Origin of the sequence: Methylibium sp., from assembly GCF_035762065.1 — a bacterium.
Taxonomy (GTDB): domain Bacteria; phylum Pseudomonadota; class Gammaproteobacteria; order Burkholderiales; family Burkholderiaceae_C; genus Methylibium.
Map to the genome: position 1 here is coordinate 155,048 of NZ_DASTPW010000055.1, position 23,014 is coordinate 178,061.

Here is a 23,014-nt window from a genome sequence, read left to right on the forward strand (position 1 = left end):
TGCCGGGCTCGCTCAACGAAGGAGTCAGCCCACCATGGCCACCAGCAGCATCCTCGGCGCAGACCGCGCCCCCCAACAGGCCGCCGGCCGCGACAACGAAGCGCTTGGCCCGAGCGACAGCTCGGACAGCGCGAGCGACGTCGCCGGCATCGACGAGCTCGACAGCGGCGATCCGAGCATGCCGGTCGATGCCGCGATCCGCGGCGACAGCCGGCATCCGGACACCTCGCTCGAATCGATCGGCCCCGGCATCGACGCCGATGCCGCCGGCACCGGCGAGCGCCGCAGCGCGGCCGGCGACGCCGGCAGCCGGGAGGCGAGCGACATCGCGCCGGATCGCATCGAAGGCGGCATGGAGGCCAGCGACGAGGACGAGGCGCTCGACGCGATCGACACCGCCGCGACCGACGCCGACGCCGACGCGGACGCGGACGCCGACGGCGACTGAAGGCCGCCTTCAGCCGCGCCGCCGGCCCGCGGCGGCGGCGAACGCGATGGCCAGCAGCGCCGCCGCGACCAGTGGCCACAGCCCGAAGCGGCCGGCCCAGGCGGCGTAGGGGGTCGTGCCGACGCGTCCCTCGACGGTGGCTTCGAGCACGCCGCGCGTGTGCGGCGCGATCTGCTGCGTCACCCGGCCGCGGTGGTCGATCGCGACGGTGGCGCCGGTGTTGGTCGCGCGGATCATCGGGCGCTGCAGTTCGAGCGAACGCAGGCGCGAGATCTGCAGGTGCTGGTCGATCGCGACCGTGTCGCCGAACCAGGCGATGTTGCTCAGGTTCGCGAGGATCGTGGGCGCGCGCGCCTCGTCGACGAAGCGCGCGGCCAGCTCCTCGCCGAACAGGTCCTCGTAGCAGATGTTCGGCGCCACGCGCTGCGCCCCGACCTCGAACGACGGCGCGACCAGCGGCCCGCGGGTGAAGTCGCCGAGCGGCATCTTCATCGCGTCGACGAACCAGCGGAAGCCGAAGGGGATGAACTCGCCGAAGGGCACGAGGTGGTGCTTGTCGTAGCGGTAGAAGCCGCCGGCCAGCGTGCTGGCCGAGGCCGACAGGCCGGCCGCGGAGTTGGTGTATTCGTTTTTCGCAATCTCGCCGAGCGGCAGGCCGACCAATGCGCTGCGCGAACCCTCCGAGAAACGCGCCGCCAGCGAGTCGAGGAAGCCGGCCGGCAACTGCTCGGGCAGCAGCGGGATCGCGGTCTCGGGCAGCACGACAAGTTCGGCCTGCGCGCCGGTCAGCGCGCGCAGCATCCAGTCGATCGCCTCGGGCTGCCGCTCGACGCGGAACTTCTCGTCCTGGGGCACGTTGGTCTGCACCAGCGCCACCGACAGCGAGCCGTTCGAGCGCGAGAACTCGAAAGCCGCCGGGGCGACCGACACCGCGAAGGCGGGCGCCCACCAGGCGACGAACGCGAAGGCGAGGCGCAGGCGCCAGCGCCACCGGGACGTGGTGCCGCGCGCAGCACCGGACAACGCGCCCGCCGCGACGGCCGCGAGCCCGGCCGACACCGCGCCGATGCCGTAGACGCCCACCCACGGGGCGAGCGCAGCCAGCGGCCCGTCGCTGTGTGCATAGCCGGCGGCGATCCACGGGAAGCCGGTGAAGATCGCGCCGCGCGCCCATTCGGCCAGCAGCCACAGCGCGGCGAACGACAGCGCGTCCAGCGCGACACGCCCGCTGCGCAGCCGCACCCACGCGGCCATCGCCGCGGCCAGGTAGAGCGAGAGGAAGGCGCACAGCGCGAGCACCGCGCTCGCCGCCATCCACGCCGGCAGCCCGCCGTAGCGGTGCATGCTGATGTAGAGCCACCAGACGCCGCCGACCAGCCAGGCGGTCGAGAACAGCAGGCCGAGCAGCGCGGCGCGCGCGGCCGAGGCGCCGGCCGCGACGCGCCAGGCGAGCAGCGCCACCGTGAGCGTCTGCAGCCAGGGCGCGTCGTTCGGCGCAAAGGCCAGCGCGTGCAGGCCGCCGGCCACGAGCACCGCGACCACGTCGGCCGCCAGCGGCCAGGCGCGCGCGCCCGGATCACGGGCGCGGATCAAGTGCCGGGGCTCGGCGCGGCGCCGGACGCTTCGGCGCCGTCGGCCGGCTTCGCCTCGGCGCGCACGACCTTAAACCAGCGCACCGCGCCGCCGCGCGCGAGCATGACCGAGAAGCGCAGGCCGCCGACCTCCACCGCCTCGCCGCGCCGCGGCACTCGGCCGAGCTCGTGCGCGACCAGGCCGCCGATGGTGTCGAAGTCCTCGTCGGAGAAGGCGGTGTCGAACGCGGCGTTGATCTCGGCGATTGCCGCGTCGCCGGCGACGCGCTGGCTGCCGTCGGCCAGCGTGAAGACGCCCGACTCGGCATCCTTGTCGTCGAACTCGTCCTCGATCTCGCCGACGATCTCCTCGAGCACGTCCTCGATCGTGATCAGCCCGGCGGTGTTGCCGAACTCGTCGATCACGATCGCCAGGTGGTTGCGGTTGGAGCGGAAGTCGCGCAGCAGCTCGTTCAGGCGCTTGGTCTCGGGCACGAAGGTGGCCGGGCGCAGCAGCGCGCGCAGGTTCAGCTCGGGCGCGCGCTGCAGCTTGAGCAGGTCCTTGGCCATCAGGATGCCGATGACCTGCTCGCGCCGGCCTTCGAAGACCGGGAAGCGCGAATGCGCGGTCTCGATCACCACCGCGAGCAGCTCGTCGTAGGGCGCGTCGATGTCGAGCAGGTCCATCCGCGGGGCGGCGACCATCACGTCGCCGGCCGTCATGTCGGCCATGCGCAGCACGCCTTCGAGCATGCTGCGCGACTCGGGCTCGATCAGTTCGCGGGTCTCGGCATCGGCGAGCGTCTCGATCAGCTCGTCCTTCGAGTCGGGGCCGGGCGAGAGGAATTCGACGACGCGCTCGAAGAGCGTGCGCCGGTCGGCAGCGCGCGCCGTTCGGCCGGCGCTGCGGCCTGTCTGAGGCTCGGACACGTGAGGTGCCGGGAGTCGGGGGAAGTCCAGAATACCGCAGCGGTGTGGCGGCTCGGCTTTTGCTTCACACTCGCGGCCCTTCCGTTTCGACCGGCGCTCGCGCATCCGCCATGGCACTGATTCCCGCCACCATCCTCACGGGCTTCCTGGGCTCGGGCAAGACCACGCTGCTCAAGCGCGTGCTGTCCGAAGCGCACGGCCAGAAGATCGCTGTCATCGAGAACGAGTTCGGCGAGGAGAACATCGACAACGAACTGCTCGTGATGGAAAGCAAGGAGCAGATCGTCCAGATGAACAACGGCTGCATCTGCTGCACGATCCGCGAAGACCTGCGCGCGACGCTGGCCGAGCTGGCCGAGAAGAAGCGCAAGGGCGAGCTGGACTTCGACCGCGTCGTGATCGAGACCACCGGGCTCGCCGACCCGGGCCCGGTCGCGCAGACGTTCTTCATGGACGACGAGATCGCCGAGGGCTACCTGCTGGACTCGATCCTGACGCTGGTCGATGCGAAGCACGCCGCCACGCAGCTCGACGACCGGCAGGAGGCGCGCCGCCAGGTCGGATTCGCCGACCAGATCTTCCTGAGCAAGACCGACCTCGCCGCGAAGGACGCGACCGACGCGCTGATCCACCGGCTGAAGCACATGAACCCGCGCGCGCCGATCAAGCCGGTGCACTTCGGCGAGGTGCCGATCAAGGACGTGTTCGACCTCAAGGGCTTCAACCTCAACGCCAAGCTCGACATCGACCCGGAGTTCCTGAAGGCGGACGCGCACGACCATCATCACCACGACCACGCTCACGGCGAGCACTGCGACCACCCCTCCCACCATCACGGGCACCACCACGCGCACGACGATGACGTGAAGAGCTTCGTGTTCCGCTCGAACCGGCCGTTCAACCCGCAGCGGCTCGAGGAGTTCCTCGGCACGATGGTCAATCTCTACGGGCCGAAGATGCTGCGCTACAAGGGCGTGCTGCGCGTGCAGGGCTTCGACAAGAAGGTGATCTTCCAGGGCGTGCACCAGCTGATGGGCAGCGACGTCGGCCCCGCCTGGGCCGCCGGCGAGACCAAGGGCAGCAAGATGGTCTTCATCGGCATCGACCTGCCGCGCGACATCTTTCTGCAGGGCCTGGAGCAGTGCCTGGCCTGATCGAAGCGGGCGCTGGAGCACGGCAGCGCATCGCTACAATCCGCGCCCGTTCGTCGCTGGGCGGTTCTCGGGTGAATCCGTACCGGAACGCAGCGGCGGCGCCGGGAGGTCCACCCGTCAAGGACGCTGCCAAGAGAGGTCGACCGTGAGCAAGACACCGGCGAAGACCAGCGCCCGCCCCGCGGCGAAGAAGAGCGTCCCGACCAAAGCCGCGGCCAAGAAGGTGCCGGCGAAGTCGAACGGCAAGACGGCCCCGAAAGTCGCCGCGAAGAAGCCGGTCGCCAACAAAGCGCCTGTCACGTCGGCGAGCAAGACTTCCGCCAAGCCTGCGACCGCGGCGCCCATCAAGTCCGCCGCGCCGCCGCCGACAAAAACCGCAGGCAAGCCGACGGCCGCGGTGGTCGCCTCCAAGAAGCCGGCCGTTGCCGCCCCTGTCCCGAAAGCCGCTTCGGCGGCTCCAGCCACCGCACCGATGCCAGCCAAGACCCCGCCCGTGAGCGAAACGACCGCCCCCAAGCCCGCGCCGGCCGCGAAGCCGCCGACGCGCCTGAAGCCGACGAAGGCGCCTCCGGCCGTCGTCGATCACCACCCGCCTTCGATCCCGCTGCCGCCGCCGAGCCGCCCGCCGGCGAGCAACGTCATCGACCTGCCGCGCCCGGCGCGCAAGATCGACCCGAAGCTCGCGAACGTCTGGAAGAGCAAGAGCGGGCGCGAGCTGAGCGACGACGAACTGCTGGCGATGCCCGACAGCGAGTACATGAACGACAAGCAGCTGGAGTTCTTCCGCCAGCGGCTGATGCAGCAGCGCAACGACCTCCTCGAGAACGCCGGCGAAACCACCGAGCACCTGCGCGAGGACACCTCCATCGTTCCCGACCCGGCCGACCGCGCGACCATCGAAGAGGAGCATGCCCTCGAGCTGCGCACCCGCGACCGCGAGCGCAAGCTGCTCAAGAAGATCTCGCAATCGATCGCCCGCATCGACGCCGGCGACTACGGCTACTGCGACGAGACGGGTGAGCCGATCGGCCTGGGCCGCCTGCTCGCCCGCCCGACCGCGACGCTTTCGCTCGAGGCGCAGCAGCGCCGCGAGATGAAGCAGAAGATGTTCGGGGATTAGATGACGACCACCCCGTTGCGGCTTCGCCGCGCCCCTCGAGGGGCGCCGCTGGCGGACCGGCGGAGCCGGACCCGCGGCGGCTGCCGGGTTGTCTTTTCCTTGCTGTGAGCGCCGGGGCTTCTCGCTGATGGCCGATTCCGATCTCGATCCCAAAGCGGGAGGCTCGTTCTTCCGCAAGGTGGTGAAGTTCGTCGCCAATCCGGCGACCGACTGGGCCGAGATCGGCAGCAACGGCGCGACCGACGAGGCGCTGCAGGGCGGCTACGCCAAGAGCGAGCTCAAGGCGATGATCGAGCGCAAGCGGCGCAACGACTTCGTGCGCAAGCGCGAGTTCGACATGCTGCGCAAGATCCGCCGCGAAGGCCTGCCGGCCGACGGGCTGGCGGGCGTCGCCGGCAACTCCGAGCTGGAAGAGTCCGACCCGCCGCGCTCCTACGGCGTCGCGCGGCCGGACGACGTCGCGGTCAAGGCCAAGATCGACGAGATCGAGCAGCAGATGGAAGGCGAGACCCACGCTCGCCGCCATGGCGTGCCGCCGGCGCGCCCGCCCGCCTTCTACGCGCAGCCGACCGAGCGCGGCGGCTTCGACGAGACCGCGCCGCCGCTGAACGAGCCCTTCCAGGTGGGCGGCCCGGCGAGCGCCGACGCGCCCGCGAGCCATCCGCCGCGCGCGCTGCCGCCGTCCGGCGTCGAGATCCCCGTCGTCAACGAGGTGGCCTGGGACCCGACCGAGCCGCTGATGAACGCCTCGCTGCTCGGCGCCGGGCAAGGGCCGCTGGTTCCGCCGGCCGTGGCACCGGTGGTGCCCCCGCCGCCAGCCCCGGTGGCGAAGCCGGCGGCCGCCACGGCACCCCCGGCTGCGCCGGTCGCGAAGCCGCGCGGCGGTTTCCAGGACACCTTCGACGTCGAGGTCAACGAGATCGCGCACGACCCCGATCTCGACGAGGCGGTGATCGCCTTCGCGAATGCCGAGTTCGAAGCCTGCGAGCAGGCGATCGCCGCGCTGATCGCACCCCACGGCGACCGCGCCAACCATCCCGAGACCTGGCTCGTGATGTTCGACCTCTACCGCGCCACCGGCCGGCAGGCGCCGTTCGACAGCCTCGCGCTCGACTACCTCCAGCGCTTCGGTGCCTCGGCACCGCAATGGCATTCGATCCCGCAGCGGCTCGCCACCGAAGCGGCGCAGGCCAGCGCGCACGGCGAGTCGCTGCGCGTCGACGGCGCGGTCGGGTGGGTCGCGCCGGCGCTGCTGGACGCCGAGGCCGTCACCGCGCTGGGCGCGAAGACACTGCAGATGCCGATGCCCTGGGTGCTCGACTGGACGCCGGTCACGACGCTCGACGCCGAAGGCTCGAGCGAACTCTCGCGCCTGATGCGCCACTGGGCGACGCAGAAGCTCGACATGCGCTGGATCGGCTTCGACCGCCTGCTCGGCGTGATCAACGAAGCCGCGCCCGCCGGCACCCGCGACGCCGACCCGGCGCACTGGCTGCTGCGCCTGGACGCGCTGCGCCTCGCGAACCGGCCCGACCAGTTCGACGAGGTGGCGATCGACTACTGCGTCACCTACGAGGTGTCGCCGCCGTCGTGGGAGTCGGTGCGCTGCAGCGTCAAGATGCTCGACACCACCGGCGCGACGCTGTCCTCGCGCGCCTCGGTCACCGAGCCGCCTTCCGGCTTCGCCGAGTCCTTGCTCGACGAACACGACGGCACCGCGACCGTCGCCCTCTCCGGCCAGCTGGTCGGCGACATCGGCGCGGTGTTGAAGCAGCTCGAAGGCGAGCTGGGCCGGGCGAACGTCGTCACCGTCAACTGCGCGCTGCTGATCCGCATGGACTTCATCGCCGCCGGCGACCTGCTGAACTGGGTGCTGCAGCGCCGCGGGGAGGAACGGCTGGTGCTGTTCGAGGAAGCGCACCGCCTGCTCGCCCTGTTCTTCAACGCGATGGGCATCAGCGAACACGCCCGGGTCAAGATCCGGAACGTCTGACGCCTGTGGGCGCGCCTCGTGCCCTCCCCTTCCCCATGGACAGCTTTCACGGCACCACCATCCTGAGCGTGCGCCGCGGCGCCCGCGTCGCGCTCGGCGGCGACGGGCAGGTGACCCTCGGCAACATCGTCGTCAAGGCGGGCGCGCGCAAGGTGCGCAAGCTGCATCACGGCCAGGTGCTCGCCGGCTTCGCGGGCGCGACGGCCGACGCCTTCACGCTGTTCGAGCGCTTCGAGGCCAAGCTCGAGAAACACCAGGGCCAGCTCGCGCGCGCCGCGATCGAGCTCACGCGCGACTGGCGCACCGATCGCGTGCTGCGCCGTCTCGAAGCGATGCTGGCGGTCGCCGACCGCGAGACCTCGCTGGTGATCACCGGCAACGGCGACGTGCTCGAGCCCGAGCACGGCGTCGTCGCGATCGGCTCGGGCGGCGCCTTCGCGCAGGCCGCCGCCCGCGCGCTGCTGCACCACACCGAGATGGCGCCGGCCGAAATCGTCAAGCGCTCGCTCGAGATCGCCGGCGACCTGTGCATCTACACCAACCAGCAGCACGTCGTGGAGACGCTGGAGTGAGCCTCACCCCCGAGCAGATCGTCGCCGAACTCGACCGCCACATCGTCGGCCAGAAGGACGCCAAACGCGCGGTCGCGATCGCGCTGCGCAACCGCTGGCGCCGGCAGCAGGTCGAGCCCGGCCTGCGTGCCGAGATCACGCCGAAGAACATCTTGATGATCGGGCCGACGGGCGTCGGCAAGACCGAGATCGCGCGCCGGCTCGCGAAGCTGGCCGATGCGCCGTTCATCAAGGTCGAGGCGACCAAGTTCACCGAGGTGGGCTACGTCGGCAAGGACGTCGATTCGATCGTGCGGGATCTGGTCGACGTCGCGATCAAGCTCACCCGCGAGGCCGCGATGCTCGGGCAGCGCGCCCGCGCGGAGGACGCGGCCGAGGAACGCATCCTCGACGCGCTGGTGCCGCCGCCCTCGGCCAGCGGCCTGGGCTTCGGCCAGCCGGAGCCGCCGCAGGACAGCCATGCGCGCCAGACCTTCCGCAAGCGGCTGCGCGAAGGCACGCTCGACGACAAGGAGGTCGAGCTCGATCTCGCCGAGCCGCGCGCCGCCGTCGAGCTGCTCGGCCCGCCCGGCATGGAGGACATGGCCGAGCAGCTCAAGGGCCTGTTCGCCAACCTCGGCCAGGCCAAGCGCCAGCGCCGCAAGCTCAAGATCGCCGAGGCGCGCAAGCTGCTGATCGACGAGGAAGCGGCCAAGCTCGTCAACGACGACGACGTCAAGGCCCGCGCCCTCGCCGCGGCCGAGCAGCACGGCATCGTTTTCATCGACGAGATCGACAAGGTCACCTCGCGCAGCGAGGGCCAGCAGACGGGCGCCGAGGTCTCGCGCCAGGGCGTGCAGCGCGACCTGCTGCCGCTGGTCGAAGGCACCGCGGTCAGCACCAAGCACGGCACGGTGCGCACCGACCACATGCTGTTCATCGCCTCGGGCGCCTTCCACCTCAGCAAGCCCAGCGACCTGATCCCCGAGCTGCAGGGGCGCTTCCCGATCCGGGTCGAGCTCGGGGCGCTCGGCGTCGAGGAGTTCGTCGCGATCCTCACCCGCACCGACGCGAACCTGACGCGCCAGTACCAGGCGCTGCTCGCGACCGAGGGCGTGACGCTCGAGTTCGGCGACGACGGGGTGCGCCGCCTCGCGCAGATCGCCTGCGAGGTGAACGAGCGCACCGAGAACATCGGCGCCCGCCGGCTCTCGACCGTGATGGAGCGTCTGCTCGACGAACTGAGCTTCGACGCTCCCGCGCGCGCCGGCCACAAGGTGCACATCGACGCTGCCTACGTCGACGCGAAGCTGGCCGCGCTTGCCGTCGACGAGGACCTGTCGCGCTTCATCCTTTGAGCGAGCGGGGCCTTGGCGCCCGCCGGGGATGGGCGGCACGCGCATCGCGCCTAGGCTTCGCGCTCCACCACGTGAAGGGAAAGCGCATGTACCGCTGCGTCTGCTGCATCGTTCCGAGCGACGTGCTCGACCGCCTTGCGCACAACAAGCAGTTCGGCATCGAAGCCCGCAAGGCCGCGGCCGACACCGCCCGGCTCTCGCAGCAGATGCGGCTGCTGCGCGACGAGGCGAGCAAGCTGACCTACGTCGCGACCGCCCGCGGCGGCCCCGAGGTGCAGCTCGCCCCGAAGCCGAAGGTGAGCGTGTTCGACTGCAAGCAGTCGCAGTCGCTGCCCGGCGTGCCGATCGCGAGCCCGAAGACCTCGAAAGACGCGACGGCCAAGCGCACCTTCGCGCAGACCACCGCCGTCGCCGACTTCTACAAGCGGGCCTTCCAGCGCAATTCGATCGACGACACCGGCATGACGCTGATGAGCTCGATCCACTACGGCGTGCGCTTCAACAACGCCATGTGGACCGGCACCCAGATGGTCTACGGCGACGGCGACGGCTCCCTGTTCCTCGACTTCACCGCAAGCAACGACGTGATCGCCCACGAGCTGGCCCACGGCGTGACCCAGCACACGCTGCAGCTCAAGTACGCGGGCGACGCCGGTGGCTTGAACGAGAGCCTGTCCGACTGCTTCGGCGCGATGTTCCGGCAGTGGCAGGCGAAGCAGGACGCCGCCGCCGCCGACTGGCTGATCGGCCGCGACATCATGGGTCCGGCCGCGCAGGCCAAGGGCTACGTGGCGCTGCGCGACATGGCGGATCCGGCCAGCAAGAAGGCGCTCGCGCCGCAGCCCACGCTGTACGCGCAGATCACCCCCGGCATGGACCCGCACTACAGCAGCGGCCCGCCCAACCTCGCGTTCTGCACCGCCTGCCTGGCGATCGGCGGGCGCAGCTGGGAGACGATCGGCCGCGTGTGGTACCGCGCGATGACGGGCTTCGGCGCGAGCCCGTCCTTGACGATGCCGGACTTTGCCGCGCGCACGCGGCAGGTCGCGACGCAGTTGTTCGCCGGCGAGCCGGTGGTCGTCGCCGCGGTGGATGCCGGCTGGAAGAAGATCGGGCTCTGAGGTACGGACGACGGTGCGCCCGATGGCGCGCAAGGGGGCTTGCCGATGGACGAGATCGAGATCGAACGCCTCGGCGGCTTCGCCGGCTTCGGAGGGCCCGGCGCGCACCTGCGCAGCCGCGGCTGCGTGGTCTGGACCGAGCTGTCGCTCAGCGAGCAGCGGGCCTGCCAGGTCCTGTTCGCCCACCCGCCCGAGGATGCGACGCCCGCGCCGGACGGCTTCCGCTACCGGCTCACCTGGCGCTCGACGCACCGCGAGCAGACGATCGAAGCGCCCGAGCACGACGTGCCGAGCGCGCTGCGCAAGGCGGTGAAGGACGAACTCGTTTGAGCCCGCGCGCGCGCCGCGCTCACTCGCGCTGCGCCTTCAGCGACGCCAGGTCGATCACGTAGCGGAAGCGCACCTCGCCGCGCTCGACCTTGTCGTAGGCCTCGTCGATCTCGTCGATGCCGATGATCTGCACGTCGGGCCCGATGCGGTGCTCGGCGCAGAAGTCGAGCACTTCCTGCGTCTCGGCGAGGCTCGCGATCAGCGAGCCGGTGACCGACTTGCGATGGAAGGCCACCTCCTGCTGGTTGACCGGCGCCATCGGCTCGAGCGCGCCGACGATCACCAGCGTGCAGTCGCGCTTGAGCAGCGGGATGAACGGGTTCACGTCGTGCCGCTCGGGCACGGTGGAAAGCAGCAGGTCGAAGCTGGCCTTCAGCGCCGCGAGCGCCTTCAAGTCGGAGCCGAGCACCGCGTCGACGCCCAGCCGCTTCGCCTCGGCGAGCTTGGCTTCGGTGCGGGTGAAGATCGTGACCTGCGCGCCCATCGCCTTCGCCAGCTTGGCGGCCATGTCGCCGAGCCCGCCGAAGCCGATGACGCCGACGCGCTGCCCCGCCTTCACGCCCCAGTGCTTCAGCGGCGAGTAGGTGGTGGCGCCGGCGCACAGGATCGGCGCGGCCACCTCGGGCCGCAGGCCGGCGGGGATCTTCAACGCGAAGTCCTCGGGCACGACCAGCACGTCGCTGTAGCCGCCGAAGGTGTTGTCGCGGCCGTAGACGTTGCGCTCGCCGGGCGCCTTCTCGGCCGGAACCATCGGGCCGTTGTAGGTCGCGAGCCAGCTGTTCGGGCCTTCGCAGTAGTTCTGCTCGCCGGCCTTGCACGGCGCGCATTGGCGGCAGCTGTCCATCATGCAGCCGACGCCCACCAGATCGCCGACCCGGTGCCGCGCGGCGCCGCTGCCGAGCTTGCGCACGCGGCCGACCACCTCGTGCCCCGGCACGCAGGGATAGACGGTGTTCGACCACTCGTCCTTCACCTGGTGGATGTCGGAGTGGCAGACGCCGCAGAACAGCACCTCGATCTCGATCTCGCCGGCGCCGGCTTCGGCGCGCTCGAAGTGGAAGGGCTCGAGGCGGCGGGTGGATTGCTGCGCGGCGTAGCCGAAGGCCTTGAGCATGCGGGACTCCTGGGATCGATGGACGGATCCACGCGACCGGCAAGCCCCATTCCCGTCGCGCCGCACGACCGCGGCTGCCCGCGCCCAGCGCGGCGGCGCCAAAGCGTCAAGGCTTGCGCGAACGTTCGGCCGCGAGCGCCAGCAGGCCGTCGAAGATGAGGTGCTCGACCAGTTCGTGCTCGAGCTGCAGCGCCGGCACCACTTTCCAGCCCGCACCGCCGGCCACCATGCACACCGGCTCGGCGCCGCTGCGCGTGCGCAGGTGGCGGTGCATGCGCTCGATCGCGCCGGCGATCGCGTAGTTGCCGCCGCTGGTCAGCGCGTCGCTGGTGTTGGTGGGGAAGTCGCGCACCTCGCCGGTCGGCACCCGCAGGCCGGCGGTGCCGGACTCCAGCGCCTTGAGCATCAGGCCGTGGCCGGGCAGGATCAGACCGCCGAGAAAGCGGCCGTCGGCGCCCAGCGCGTCGACCGTCACCGCGGTGCCCGCCATCACCACCAGCACCGGTGCCACACGCCCCTCGGCCTGCATGCGCGAGCGCGCGCCGATCAGCGCGACCCAGCGGTCGCTGCCCAGGCGCAGCGGGTGGTCGTAGCCGTTGACGACGCCGCCCTCGGCCGCGCTCGACACCACCCATTGCGGCACCACGTCCCACAGCTCGAGCTGTTCCTCGACGCGATGCCGCACCGCGTCGCTCGCGACGCAGCAGCCGAGCATGCGCTGCGGCGGCTCGAGCCGCGCCCAGTCGCCTTCGGCGAGCCGGTCGATGGTCTCGAGGAAGGCCGCCCCCTGCGCATGCGGCTCGCTGCCGAGCAGCGGGCGGTCGTACAGCGCCCACTTCAGGCGGGTGTTGCCGATGTCGATCGCGAGGAAGCTCATGAAGCGGGACAGCCGTGCTGCGCGAGGCTCACGACCGCGTCTTGGGGGGCGGCAGGGTGCGCGGGAAGTCCGGGCTCGTCTCCTCGTCGACGACGGTGTTGCCCAGGCCGAGCAGATCGCGTGCCTTCGCGAGCCGCGTCTGCGCCTCGCGCGGCCGCTTCGCGCGCACCAGCGTGCGTTCGATCTCCCAGACCAGCGCGGTGAGGTCGAAGCGGGTGCGCGCCTTGCGCACGCGCAGCGCGGTCAGCGAGCTGGTCACCGGGCCATCGACCAGGAGCGTTCCGATCAGCAGGCTGCGCACCTCGCCGAGCAGCTTCGTTTCGTGCTCGTCGTCCAGCGGTCCGGCGGGCGCCGGCATCTTCATGCGCGCCGGCTTGGCCGGCGGCTTGGCAGGTGTGAGCCTCGGCTCGTCGCGGCGCGCGCCGGCCGCGGCATGGCGGCGCGACGGCGGCTTTGGCGGCTTCTGCGCGGCGCCGCTGAACTTGACGCGGGCGACGCCGGCCGGCTCCCCGTCGGCCGTGAGCGCGCCGGGGCGGCTCGCGCGCGCGGGCTGGGCGGGCCGCGGCGTCGTGGCTTCGGCGGCCGGTCGGGTCTCGTCGGCAGGCACCGCATCGTCGAGCGTCGGCGGCGTCGGGCGGTGCGGGCCTGGGTGCGGGTGCGGGAGCGCGGCGAGGTCGCCGGCCGGCGCAGCGGCGGGCAGCGGGGTCGGGCCGGCCGACGGCGCGGATTTGGCGAGCACCTCGGCGATCGCGCGTTCGATGCGGGCGTCGGCGCCGGGCTCGTGGCGCGGCGCCTCGACACGCGCCGAAGCCGCTGCGGCGGGCGCGACCGGCCGTTCGGCTTGCAGGCGCACCCGCGTCGTCGATGCGGCATCGGCCCAGGCGCCCGGCGCGTCGGCCACGGGCGTCGCCGTGCCCGCGATCTTCGTGCGCGTCTCGGCGCGCGCCTCGACGAGGCCCATCGCGACCAGCTCGTCGAAGAACTCCGCGCCGACGCCGGCCTGCGACGCCAACGCCAGCACCTCGCGGCGGCTGCGCTGCCCGTTGACCAGCAGCAGCATCGTCCGGTGACGCTGGCTGAGGCCGCGCGTGCGGGCGCGCAGCTCGTCGAGGCCGAGCTCGGTCTTGTGCGGATGGCCGGCCGGGGCGCTCATCGCGGGCTGCTTCCTCCCTTCGCTGGCCCCCGACGGGGCGGCGGCCGATTGTGTCCCGTGCCGTGCCGCCGCGCGTGGGCCGCGGAGCCCGGCCGAGGCCCGGCCGGGCGGCTTGCGGCTACGATGCCGCGGCGTTGACGTTTACGTCAACGTCAGTCCGAGATGCACCGCGCCGGAGACGACGATGACCGACCTGTCCGCCGAATTCCAGGCCCTGGCCGACTACCGGCCACGGCGCCTGCTGCGCTTCGTCACCGCCGCGTCCTTGTTCGACGGCCACGACGCCTCGATCAACATCATGCGGCGCATCCTGATGAGCATGGGCGCCGAGGTGATCCACCTCGGCCACAACCGCTCGGTCGACGAGGTGGTGACCGCGGCGCTGCAGGAGGACGCGCAGGGCATCGCCGTCAGCTCCTACCAGGGCGGCCACCTCGAGTACTTCAAGTACATGGTCGAGCTGCTGCGCGAGCGCGGCGGCCAGCAGGTGCAGGTGTTCGGCGGTGGTGGCGGCGTGATCGTGGCGGCGGAGATCCGCGAACTTGCCGCGCTCGGCGTGCGCATCTTCAGCCCCGAGGACGGCCAGCGCCTGGGCCTGCAGGGAATGATCGGCGAGATGCTGATGCGCTGCGACCAAGGGCCGGCCGCGGCGCCACCGGGCGGCCTGGCGGAACTGCAGGGCCACAGCGAAGCGGCCTGGCGCGCGCTGGCGCGGACGATCACCGCGCTGGAGGACGGCAGCGCGCCGCGGGCGCTGACGGAGGCGCTGCATGCCGCCGCCAAGGACGCGAAGACGCCGGTGCTCGGCGTCACCGGCACCGGCGGCGCCGGCAAATCGAGCCTGACCGACGAGCTGATCCGCCGCCTGCGGCTGGACCAGGACGACGCGCTGCATCTCGCGGTGATTTCGATCGACCCGAGCCGGCGCAAGAGCGGGGGCGCGCTGCTGGGCGACCGCATCCGCATGAACGCGATCGGGCCATGGACGAAATCGGCGGGCGGCGCGGCCGGAGCGCATGGCGGCCGGCGCGTCTACATGCGTTCGCTCGCGACGCGCGAGGCGGGCAGCGAGATCAGCGCGGCGCTGCCCGACGTCATCGCCGCATGCAAGGCGGCCGGCTTCGATCTGGTGATCGTCGAGACCTCGGGCATCGGCCAGGGCGACGCGGCGATCGTGCCGCTGGTCGACGTGCCGATCTACGTGATGACGCCCGAGTTCGGCGCTGCCAGCCAGCTCGAGAAGATCGACATGCTCGACTTCGCCGAGTTCGTCGCGATCAACAAGTTCGACCGGCGCGGCGCGGCCGACGCGCTGCGCGACGTGAGCAAGCAGGTGCAGCGCAACCGCGAGGCCTTCACGCAGCCGGTCGAAGCGATGCCGGTGTTCGGCACGATGGCCAGCCGCTTCAACGACGACGGCGTGACCGCGCTGTATCAGGCGCTGAAGCCGCGGCTCGTGGCGCTGGGCCTGCGGCTGCCGGACCCCGCGGGCGGGCGCCTGCCCGCGGTGGGCGTGCGCGCCAGCAGCCGCCTGCATGCGATCGTGCCGGCCGCGCGCGCGCGCTACCTGGCCGAGATCGCCGACACCCTGCGCAACTACAAGCGGCGCGTGCGGGCGCAGGCGGCGCTGGCGCGCGAGGTGCAGCAGTTGCGCGCGGCGGCGGCGATGCTTGCCCAGGGCAAGCCCGACAAGCCGCGCGCGGCCGAAGCCGCGATCGACCTCGCGGTCAAGCGCGAAGCACGGCTCGATGCCGACGCGAGGGAGCTGCTCGCGCAGTGGCCACAGACGCAGCGCGCGTATGCGGGCGACGAGTACGTGGTGAAGATCCGCCCGGGCTCGACGCAGGAGCGGGAGGTGCGCACCGCGCTCGTCAGCACCAGCCTTTCGGGCACGCGCATCCGCAAGGTCGTGCTGCCGTCCTGGGAGGACCACGGCGAGCTGCTGAAGTGGCTGATGCTCGAGAACGTGCCCGGCAGCTACCCGTACACCGCCGGCGTCTTCGCGTTCAAGCGCGAAGGCGAAGACCCGACGCGCATGTTCGCCGGCGAGGGCGACGCCTTCCGCACCAACCGCCGCTTCAAGGTCGTGAGCGAAGGCCTGCCGGCCAAGCGGCTCTCGACGGCGTTCGACTCGGTCACGCTCTACGGCCACGACCCGGCGCTGCGCCCCGACATCTACGGCAAGGTCGGCAATTCGGGCGTGAGCATCGCCACGCTTGACGACATGAAGGTGCTCTACGACGGCTTCGACCTCACGAGCCCGAGCACCAGCGTCAGCATGACGATCAACGGCCCGGCGCCGTCGATCCTGGCGATGTTCATGAACACCGCCATCGACCAGAACCTCGCCAGGTTCGCGCTGGAACACGGCCGCGAACCGACCGGGACCGAGGCGCGGGAAGTCCGCGCGTGGACGCTCGCGAACGTGCGCGGTACGGTGCAGGCCGACATCCTCAAGGAGGACCAGGGCCAGAACACCTGCATCTTCTCGACCGAGTTCTCGCTGAAGGTGATGGGCGACGTCGCCGAGTGGTTCGTGCAGCACGACGTGCGCAACTTCTATTCGGCGAGCATCAGCGGCTACCACATCGCCGAAGCCGGCGCGAACCCGATCTCGCAGCTCGCGATGACCTTGAGCAACGGCTTCACCTTCGTCGAGGCTTATCTCGCACGCGGGATGCACATCGACGACTTCGCACCGAACCTGAGCTTCTTCTTCAGCAACGGCATGGACCCGGAGTACACGGTGCTCGGCCGCGTGGCGCGGCGCATCTGGGCGGTGAGCATGAAGGAGAAGTACGGCGCGAACGAGCGCAGCCGCAAGCTCAAGTACCACGTGCAGACCAGCGGGCGCTCGCTGCACGCGCAGGAGATCGCGTTCAACGACATCCGCACGACGCTGCAGGCGCTGATCGCCGTCTACGACAACTGCAATTCGCTGCACACCAACGCCTACGACGAAGCGATCACGACGCCCACCGAGGAAAGCGTGCGCCGCGCGATGGCGATCCAGCTCGTCATCAACCGCGAGTGGGGGCTGAGCAAGTGCGAGAACCCGAACCAGGGCGCGTTCGTGATCGACGAGCTGACCGAGCTGGTCGAGGAAGCGGTGCTCGCCGAGTTCGAGCGCATCAGCGAACGCGGCGGCGTGCTCGGCGCGATGGAGACCGGCTACCAGCGCGGCAAGATCCAGGAGGAGTCGATGCACTACGAGATGCTCAAGCACACCGGCGAGCATCCGATCGTCGGCGTCAACACCTTCCGCAACCCGCGCGGAGACGCGGTGCCGCAGACGCTGGAGCTCGCGCGCTCGACCGACGAGGAGAAGCGCTCGCAGCTCGAACGCCTCGCGGACTTCCATGCGCGCCACGCCGCCGAAGCGCCCGCGATGCTGGCGCGGCTGCAGCGCGCGGTGATCGAAGACGGCAACGTCTTCGACGTGCTGATGGACGCGGTGCGGTGCTGCTCGCTCGGGCAGATCACGGATGCGCTGTTCGAGGTGGGCGGCCAGTACCGGCGCAGCATGTGAGCCACGACGTTCCTCACGCGGACGGCCGGTGACGAACCCTTGGTTCGGCATGCGTTTGCGAGACTCCGCGCACCTCCCCGATGCGCACACGAAGCTTCCACCTGGGGATTCCCTAGTCTTTGCGCCAATCTGAGTCAGGGTCTTGCAGGCCCGCAGTCGCGGTCAGGGTCTGTCCTAGGTGTTTGGGAAAACCTCCCAGGCATACAAAAGCGTTGGGGAGCGCTACGGAGCAAACCCAAGGCTGTACCCAACCAATCCACTACGGAGACGACGATGAAAGTTTCGAAGCATTCGGGTTGGCGCCTGATGCGCCCCCTGGGTTTGGCGATGCTGGCCGTGCCTGCGCTCGTACACGCGAACGCCGACGTGGAAAAGAACATCGCCAACTCGAAGAACTGGGCGATGCAAGCTGGCGACATGTACAACCAGCGCTACAGCAAGCTCAACCAGATCAACAAGGGCAACGTCGGCAAGCTGCAGGTCGCGTGGACGTTCTCCACCGGCGTGCTGCGCGGCCATGAAGGCTCGCCGCTGGTGATCGACGGCACGATGTACCTGCACTCGCCGTTCCCGAACAAGGTGTTCGCGATCAACCTCGACACCCAGAAGATCCTCTGGAAGTACGAACCGAAGCAGGATCCGGCGGTCATTCCGCAGATGTGCTGCGACACCGTCAACCGCGGTCTCGCCTATGCCGAAGGCAAGGTCGTGCTGCAGCAGGCCGACTCGACGCTCGTCGCGCTCGACGCCAAGAGCGGCAAGGTCGTGTGGTCGGTGAAGAACGGGGACCCGAAGCTGGGCGCCGTCAACACCAACGCGCCGCATATCTTCAAGGACAAGGTCATCACCGGCATCTCCGGTGGCGAGTGGGGCGTGCGTGGCTTCATCGCGGCCTACAACCTGAAGGACGGCAAGCAGGCCTGGAAGGGCTACAGCGTCGGCCCCGACGCCGAGATGCTGATCGACCCCGACAAGACCATGACCTGGACCGACGGCAAGATGGCGCCGGTCGGCAAGGACTCGTCGCTCAAGACATGGAAGGGCGACCAGTGGAAGATCGGCGGCGGCACCACCTGGGGCTGGTACAGCTACGACAAGGCCGCGAACCTGATGTACTACGGCACGGGCAACCCGTCGACGTGGAACCCCTCGCAGCGCCCTGGCGACAACAAGTGGTCGATGACCATCTTCGCGCGTGACGTCGACACCGGCATGGCCAAGTGGGTCTACCAGATGACCCCGTTTGACGAGTGGGACTTCGACGGCATCAACGAGATGATCCTCGCGGACATCCCGGTGAAGGGCAAGCCGACCAAGGCACTGGTGCACTTCGACCGCAACGGCTTCGCGTACACGATGGACCGCATCAGCGGCGCCCTGCTCGTGGCCGAGAAGTTCGACCCGAAGGTGAACTGGGCCACGCACGTCGACATGAAGACGGGCCGCCCGCAGGTGGTCAAGCAGTACTCGACGGCGCAGAACGGTCCTGACGTCAACACCAAGGGCATCTGCCCGGCGGCGTTGGGCTCGAAGGACCAGCAGCCCGCCTCGTTCGACCCGAACACCGGCCTGTTCTACGTGCCGACGAACCACGTCTGCATGGACTACGAGCCGTTCAAGGTCGAGTACACCGCGGGTCAGCCGTACGTCGGCGCGACGCTGTCGATGTTCCCGGCGCCGGGAAGCCACGGCGGCATGGGCAACTACATCACCTGGGACGCCGGCAACGGCAAGATCGTCCAGAGCAAGCCGGAGAAGTTCTCGGTGTGGAGCGGCTCGCTCAACACCGCGGGCGGCATCAGCTGCTACGGCACGCTCGAGGGCTACCTCAAGTGCGTCGACGCAAAGGACATCACCAAGGAGCTGTACAAGTTCAAGACCCCGTCCGGGATCATCGGCAACGTGTTCACCTACGAGCACAAGGGCAAGCAGTACCTCGGCGTGTTCTCGGGCATTGGCGGCTGGGCCGGCATCGGCATGGCGGCGGGTCTCGAGAAGGACACCGACGGCCTGGGTGCGGTCGGCGGCTACAAGGAGCTGAACCAGTACACCGATCTCGGCGGTTCGCTGACGGTGTTCGCGCTGCCGAACTGATCGGCGCGTGACAAGGTGCGGGGTCTGACCCGCACCGGACCTCTCGGGGATGGTGAACGGTCAACGCTCACCATCCCCTTCTCGTTTGAACCTTCGTCATTTATTCCCCTCTGTTCATCATGACCGTCCGCATCCACCAAGCCCTCATCGCCGCCGTCTTGCTCGGCGCTTCTTCGCTGGCGATGGCGCAGGCCGCCAGCACGCCGCTCTACAAGGTCACCGACGGCTACAAGGTCGATGCCGAGACGATGAAGGGCTTTCGCACCTGGCGCGCCGCTGCTTGCGACCGCTGCCACGGCGCCAACCAGGAAGGCATGGTCGGCCCCTCGCTGATCGCCAGCCTCAAGACGCTGCCGAAGGAAGAATTCGTGAAGGTCGTGCGCGACGGCCGGCTCGACAAGGGCATGCAGAGCTTCGGCACCAACAAGCAGGTCATGGACAACATGGACCAGCTGTACGCCTACCTCAAGGGCCGCTCCGACGGCGCCATCACCCGCGCGAAGGTCGAAGAGATCCAATGACGAAGACCGCCGGTTCGTTCCGTGGGGCTCGCGCGCTGTTCGGCGCGCTGGCCTTGGTGATCGCCTCGACGGCGGCGGCGCCGTCGTTCGCGCAGCAGCAGGACGCGAACGCGCAGCGCAAGGCGTTCCGCGTCTGCCAGGACCCGAACAACCTTCCCTTCTCCAGCACCAAGGGCGACGGCATCGAGAACCGGATCGCCGAGCTGTTCGCGAAGGATCTCGGCCTGCCGGTCGAGTACTTCTCCTTCCCGCAGCGCCTGGCCTTCGTGCGCAACACGCTGCGCTACAAGCTGCCGGGCGAGGACTACCGCTGCGACATCATCATGGGCGTGCCGGCCGGCTTCGACCAGGTCTCGGCGACCAAGCCCTACTACCGCTCGACCTACGCGATGGTCTACGCGCAAGGCCGCGGCCTCGACGGCGTGCAGTCGATCGACGAGTTCCTCAAGCTGGAGCCGGCGCGCCTGGCCAAGCTGCGCATCGGCATCTACGACCGTTCGCCGGCAACCGAGTGGCTCAACAAGCACAAGCTCGTCGAGCAGGGCGTGCCCTACGCGATCATGAACGCCGACCCCGACCAATACCCCGGCGAAATCCTCGAGAAGGACCTTGCGAGCGGCAAGCTCGACGCCGTGATCGTCTGGGGCCCGATTGCCGGCTACTTCGCGAAGAAGGTCGAGCAGCCCAAGCTCGTGGTGCTGCCGATGAAGTCGGAGCCCGGCGTCAAGTTCGACTTCCAGATGGCGATGGGCGTGCGCTACGGCGAGCGCGAGTGGAAGCAGCAGATCGAGGGCCTGATCGAAAAGCGCCAGGCCGAGATCGCCGCGATCCTGCGCGACTACAACGTGCCGCTGCTCGAGCTGCAGCCCGTCGCTGGCGGCCGGCCGTAAGGCTCGCACACGCGCCTTTTGCCCCCGGCCTCGCGGATGAAGTACGCCGCCGCCGTGTCGACGCTCGTCTGCGCCGCGCTGGCGCAGCCCGCGCTGGCGCAGATCGAACGCTCGACCATGCTCGGCGTCGCGCCGAGCGTGCTGAAGGTCGAAGCGGTGAGCGCCGAAGGCCGCTTTCAGCTCGGCTCCGGCGTGGTGGTGCGGCGCGGCAAGGTGATCACCAACTGCCACGTGACGCGCAAGGCGCAGCGCATCGACGTCGTGCGCGCCGGCGTGCGCTGGCCCGTCGCGCGGCAATCCACCGACATCGACAAGGATCTGTGCCTGCTCGACGTGCCGCGCCTCGAAGGCGAAGGCGTGCCGATCGGCCGCAGCCTCGAACTCAAGCCGGCGCAGGACGTCGTGGCCCTGGGCTACACCGGCGGCGTCGGCGTGCAGCTGAGCGACGGCGACGTGGTGGCCCTGCATCCCTACCGCGGCAGCGCGGTCGTGCAGACAAGCAACTGGTTCAGCTCGGGTGCAAGCGGCGGCGGGCTGTTCAACGCCGCGGGCGAGCTGATCGGCATCCTCACCTTCCGGCTGCGCGGTGGCTCGAAGCACTACTTCGCCGCGCCGGCGGACTGGGCCTTGGCGATGCTCGACGACGAGGCGCGCTTCGCCGCCGTCGCGCCCATCGCCGGCCAGAGCTACTGGGAGCTGCCGATCGACTCGCAGCCGTACTTCCTTCAAGCTGCCGCGCTCGAGCAGGGCCGGCAGTGGGAGGCGCTCGACCAGCTCGCGCTGCGCTGGATGCGGGAGGAACCGGGCGATCCCGAACCGCTCCATCTGCGCGGGGTGGCGCGCGAGGCGCTCGGCGAGACCGACGCGGCGCAGCGCCACTACAAGCAAAGCCTCGTGCTCGACCCAGGCTACAGCCGCAGCTGGGCGCGGCTCGCCTATCTTTACAAGCGCGAAGGTCAGCTCGGCGAGGCGCGCAGCGCGATCGCGAAGCTGGCGGCCCTCGATCCGAAACAGGCCCGCGAGATCGCGGCCGAACTGGAGAAGCCATGACATCACCCGCAGGCGCTGCGCGACGCAGCCGGGCCGGCCGCACGCTCGGCGTGCTGCTGTTGGTGCTGAGTGCTGCCGCGAGCTCGGGCGCGGCCGAGCCGAGCGAGTTCTCGCCGGCCGAGAAGCTGGTTTTCACCGAGCACCACCTGGCCAACGTCAAGACGGCGACTTCGCTGCGCTACCGCTTCGTGAAGGCCGGCTCGCTCGAAAGCGGCTTCGAGGACGAGGTGCGGGTGGACGTGACGCCGAACGCGCGCGGCCAGAGCGCGGTAAGCGGCAACTTCCTCAGCGGGGAGCGGCGCGAGACGATGCCGGCGATCGACGAGGCGCAATCGAACCCGGCGATCCTGTACTTCCTGGAGCACGACATCCGCGAGATGGAGCGGCTGACCAAGGGCAAGTCGAACTACTTCCGCAAGCGCATCCGCATGGCGATGGCCGAAGGCGCGAGCGTGCGCGACACCACCGTGCAGTACCGCGGCGAGTCGCTGGCTGCCAAGGAAGTGAGCCTCGCGCCCTACGAGAGCGACCCGATGCGCAACCGCTTCGAGAAGTACGCGACCAAGCGCTATGTCTTCGTGATCGCCAGCGGCGTGCCGGGCGGGCTGTACCAGATCCGCACCTCGCTGCCCGGCGCGCTGCCGGGCGACGCGCCGGTGCTCGAAGAAACGATGACGCTCGCGGGCAGCGAGCCCGTGGCCCGCGCCGCCACACCCAAGAAGAAGCCTTGACGAGGAGACGCCGATGAGCCCGCACCACCGCTTTGCGCTTTCGCTGTGCCTGATGCTGGCGGCCGCCGCACCGGCCGCCCTCGCGAAGACGAAGGCCCCGCGGGTGAACGACTACCCGACCATCGATCGGGTGACCTACGTCCAGAGCTGCATGCGCCAGCACCCTGGCAACTCCTACGAGATGCTGAGCAAGTGCGCCTGCACGCTGGACAAGATCGCCTCGCAGGTGCCGTTCGCGGAGTTCGAGACGATGGTCACCGCGACCAACGCGAACAGCATCGGCGGCGAACGCGGCAACGAGATCCGCGACGCGGAGATCTTGCAGAAGGAGATCCGCCGCTTCCGTGAGCTGCAGACCGCGTCGAAGAAGAGCTGCTTCATCGACGTCGACGCGAAGTAGGCGTCGGCCTTCTGTGGCGGGCATGGGAATGCAGCGCCACTCGAAGCCCGTGGCCCGTGCCGCGACGGCCGTTTGCATC

General features: G+C 70.0%; 21 protein-coding genes. 15 read left to right on the forward strand and 6 right to left on the reverse strand.

What is annotated here, in order from left to right:
- The first annotated feature begins 34 nt into the window (after positions 1-34).
- Positions 35-448 carry a chemotaxis protein gene (locus VFR90_RS17475; RefSeq protein ID WP_326407443.1) on the forward strand — a complete coding sequence of 138 codons (414 nt, stop codon included), beginning with the start codon at positions 35-37 and terminating at the stop codon, positions 446-448.
- Between the two features lie 9 nt (positions 449-457).
- Here the strand turns inward: VFR90_RS17475 and lnt are convergent, their stop codons facing one another.
- Positions 458-2,038, reverse strand: a complete 1,581-nt coding sequence (gene lnt, locus VFR90_RS17480; protein WP_414676553.1) for an apolipoprotein N-acyltransferase — start codon at positions 2,036-2,038, stop codon at positions 458-460.
- Complete coding sequence (locus VFR90_RS17485) at positions 2,038-2,949, reverse strand: CorC family transporter (protein WP_326407445.1); 912 nt, start codon at positions 2,947-2,949, stop codon at positions 2,038-2,040. Before VFR90_RS17485 ends, lnt begins: the two co-directional genes overlap by 1 nt.
- A 110-nt stretch (positions 2,950-3,059) precedes the next feature.
- On the opposite strand from VFR90_RS17485, the gene VFR90_RS17490 reads away from it, so the two are divergent.
- Positions 3,060-4,103 carry a CobW family GTP-binding protein gene (locus tag VFR90_RS17490; protein WP_326407446.1) on the forward strand — a complete coding sequence of 348 codons (1,044 nt, stop codon included), beginning with the start codon at positions 3,060-3,062 and terminating at the stop codon, positions 4,101-4,103.
- Positions 4,104-4,220: 117 nt separating this feature from the next.
- Here VFR90_RS17490 and VFR90_RS17495 read toward each other — a convergent pair whose 3' ends face one another.
- A complete protein-coding gene (locus tag VFR90_RS17495; RefSeq protein WP_326407447.1) occupies positions 4,221-4,514 on the reverse strand; it encodes a hypothetical protein in 294 nt (97 codons plus the stop codon).
- Positions 4,515-4,596: 82 nt separating this feature from the next.
- Here VFR90_RS17495 and dksA point away from each other — a divergent pair, with 82 nt between their 5' ends.
- The 6 genes from dksA to VFR90_RS17525 all read left to right on the forward strand — a co-directional run bounded on the left by dksA (position 4,597) and on the right by VFR90_RS17525 (position 10,576).
- Positions 4,597-5,223 carry an RNA polymerase-binding protein DksA gene (dksA, locus tag VFR90_RS17500; protein ID WP_326407448.1) on the forward strand — a complete coding sequence of 209 codons (627 nt, stop codon included), beginning with the start codon at positions 4,597-4,599 and terminating at the stop codon, positions 5,221-5,223.
- A 127-nt stretch (positions 5,224-5,350) separates the two neighbouring features.
- Positions 5,351-7,216 carry a hypothetical protein gene (locus tag VFR90_RS17505; protein WP_326407449.1) on the forward strand — a complete coding sequence of 622 codons (1,866 nt, stop codon included), beginning with the start codon at positions 5,351-5,353 and terminating at the stop codon, positions 7,214-7,216.
- A 35-nt stretch (positions 7,217-7,251) separates the two neighbouring features.
- The gene (gene hslV / locus VFR90_RS17510) at positions 7,252-7,788 is read left to right on the forward strand and encodes an ATP-dependent protease subunit HslV (RefSeq protein ID WP_326407450.1); all 537 of its coding nucleotides are present in this window, start codon (positions 7,252-7,254) and stop codon (positions 7,786-7,788) included.
- Positions 7,785-9,125: an ATP-dependent protease ATPase subunit HslU gene (hslU, locus tag VFR90_RS17515; RefSeq protein ID WP_326407451.1), complete on the forward strand. Its 1,341-nt coding sequence runs from the start codon at positions 7,785-7,787 to the stop codon at positions 9,123-9,125. The genes hslV and hslU overlap by 4 nt, the downstream gene beginning before the upstream one ends.
- Before the next feature lie 86 nt (positions 9,126-9,211).
- On the forward strand, positions 9,212-10,246 hold the full coding sequence (locus VFR90_RS17520; RefSeq protein ID WP_326407452.1) for a M4 family metallopeptidase: 1,035 nt from the start codon (positions 9,212-9,214) through the stop codon (positions 10,244-10,246).
- 45 nt (positions 10,247-10,291) lie between these two features.
- Positions 10,292-10,576, forward strand: a complete 285-nt coding sequence (locus tag VFR90_RS17525) for a protealysin inhibitor emfourin (protein ID WP_326407453.1) — start codon at positions 10,292-10,294, stop codon at positions 10,574-10,576.
- Between the two features lie 19 nt (positions 10,577-10,595).
- Here VFR90_RS17525 and VFR90_RS17530 read toward each other — a convergent pair whose 3' ends face one another.
- The 3 genes from VFR90_RS17530 to VFR90_RS17540 form a co-directional block, all read right to left on the reverse strand.
- Positions 10,596-11,690: an NAD(P)-dependent alcohol dehydrogenase gene (locus VFR90_RS17530; protein ID WP_326407454.1), complete on the reverse strand. Its 1,095-nt coding sequence runs from the start codon at positions 11,688-11,690 to the stop codon at positions 10,596-10,598.
- A gap of 106 nt (positions 11,691-11,796) precedes the next feature.
- Positions 11,797-12,567: a type III pantothenate kinase gene (locus VFR90_RS17535; protein ID WP_326407455.1), complete on the reverse strand. Its 771-nt coding sequence runs from the start codon at positions 12,565-12,567 to the stop codon at positions 11,797-11,799.
- A 28-nt stretch (positions 12,568-12,595) separates the two neighbouring features.
- A complete protein-coding gene (locus VFR90_RS17540; protein ID WP_326407456.1) occupies positions 12,596-13,720 on the reverse strand; it encodes a hypothetical protein in 1,125 nt (374 codons plus the stop codon).
- Positions 13,721-13,904: 184 nt separating this feature from the next.
- Between VFR90_RS17540 and icmF the strand changes: the two genes are divergently transcribed.
- The 7 genes from icmF to VFR90_RS17575 all read left to right on the forward strand — a co-directional run bounded on the left by icmF (position 13,905) and on the right by VFR90_RS17575 (position 22,935).
- Positions 13,905-17,249 carry a fused isobutyryl-CoA mutase/GTPase IcmF gene (icmF, locus tag VFR90_RS17545; protein ID WP_326407457.1) on the forward strand — a complete coding sequence of 1,115 codons (3,345 nt, stop codon included), beginning with the start codon at positions 13,905-13,907 and terminating at the stop codon, positions 17,247-17,249.
- Positions 17,250-17,576: 327 nt separating this feature from the next.
- The gene (gene xoxF / locus VFR90_RS17550; RefSeq protein ID WP_414676554.1) at positions 17,577-19,343 is read left to right on the forward strand and encodes a PQQ-dependent ethylene glycol dehydrogenase XoxF; all 1,767 of its coding nucleotides are present in this window, start codon (positions 17,577-17,579) and stop codon (positions 19,341-19,343) included.
- A 182-nt stretch (positions 19,344-19,525) separates the two neighbouring features.
- Entirely contained in the window at positions 19,526-19,864 is a 339-nt protein-coding gene (locus VFR90_RS17555; RefSeq protein WP_326407480.1) for a c-type cytochrome, read from the forward strand.
- The gene (locus VFR90_RS17560) at positions 19,861-20,754 is read left to right on the forward strand and encodes a substrate-binding domain-containing protein (protein ID WP_326407458.1); all 894 of its coding nucleotides are present in this window, start codon (positions 19,861-19,863) and stop codon (positions 20,752-20,754) included. Before VFR90_RS17555 ends, VFR90_RS17560 begins: the two co-directional genes overlap by 4 nt.
- Positions 20,755-20,790: 36 nt before the next feature.
- Positions 20,791-21,804, forward strand: coding sequence for a S1 family peptidase (locus tag VFR90_RS17565; RefSeq protein WP_326407459.1), 1,014 nt, complete (start codon positions 20,791-20,793; stop codon positions 21,802-21,804).
- Positions 21,801-22,535, forward strand: coding sequence for a hypothetical protein (locus VFR90_RS17570; protein ID WP_326407460.1), 735 nt, complete (start codon positions 21,801-21,803; stop codon positions 22,533-22,535). Before VFR90_RS17565 ends, VFR90_RS17570 begins: the two co-directional genes overlap by 4 nt.
- A 13-nt stretch (positions 22,536-22,548) precedes the next feature.
- Positions 22,549-22,935, forward strand: a complete 387-nt coding sequence (locus VFR90_RS17575; protein WP_326407461.1) for a hypothetical protein — start codon at positions 22,549-22,551, stop codon at positions 22,933-22,935.
- Positions 22,936-23,014 lie beyond the last annotated feature (79 nt).

Coding starts and splice junctions, on each gene's coding strand:
- VFR90_RS17475 (WP_326407443.1), top strand. CDS start 35: ATGGCCACCAGCAGCATCCTCGGCGCAGACCGCGCCCCCCAACAGGCC.
- VFR90_RS17490 (WP_326407446.1), top strand. CDS start 3,060: ATGGCACTGATTCCCGCCACCATCCTCACGGGCTTCCTGGGCTCGGGC.
- VFR90_RS17505 (WP_326407449.1), top strand. CDS start 5,351: ATGGCCGATTCCGATCTCGATCCCAAAGCGGGAGGCTCGTTCTTCCGC.
- hslV (WP_326407450.1), top strand. CDS start 7,252: ATGGACAGCTTTCACGGCACCACCATCCTGAGCGTGCGCCGCGGCGCC.
- VFR90_RS17520 (WP_326407452.1), top strand. CDS start 9,212: ATGTACCGCTGCGTCTGCTGCATCGTTCCGAGCGACGTGCTCGACCGC.
- VFR90_RS17525 (WP_326407453.1), top strand. CDS start 10,292: ATGGACGAGATCGAGATCGAACGCCTCGGCGGCTTCGCCGGCTTCGGA.
- VFR90_RS17530 (WP_326407454.1), bottom strand. CDS start 11,690: ATGCTCAAGGCCTTCGGCTACGCCGCGCAGCAATCCACCCGCCGCCTC.
- VFR90_RS17535 (WP_326407455.1), bottom strand. CDS start 12,567: ATGAGCTTCCTCGCGATCGACATCGGCAACACCCGCCTGAAGTGGGCG.
- VFR90_RS17540 (WP_326407456.1), bottom strand. CDS start 13,720: ATGAGCGCCCCGGCCGGCCATCCGCACAAGACCGAGCTCGGCCTCGAC.
- icmF (WP_326407457.1), top strand. CDS start 13,905: ATGACCGACCTGTCCGCCGAATTCCAGGCCCTGGCCGACTACCGGCCA.
- xoxF (WP_414676554.1), top strand. CDS start 17,577: ATGCTGGCCGTGCCTGCGCTCGTACACGCGAACGCCGACGTGGAAAAG.
- VFR90_RS17555 (WP_326407480.1), top strand. CDS start 19,526: ATGGCGCAGGCCGCCAGCACGCCGCTCTACAAGGTCACCGACGGCTAC.
- VFR90_RS17560 (WP_326407458.1), top strand. CDS start 19,861: ATGACGAAGACCGCCGGTTCGTTCCGTGGGGCTCGCGCGCTGTTCGGC.
- VFR90_RS17565 (WP_326407459.1), top strand. CDS start 20,791: ATGAAGTACGCCGCCGCCGTGTCGACGCTCGTCTGCGCCGCGCTGGCG.
- VFR90_RS17570 (WP_326407460.1), top strand. CDS start 21,801: ATGACATCACCCGCAGGCGCTGCGCGACGCAGCCGGGCCGGCCGCACG.
- VFR90_RS17575 (WP_326407461.1), top strand. CDS start 22,549: ATGAGCCCGCACCACCGCTTTGCGCTTTCGCTGTGCCTGATGCTGGCG.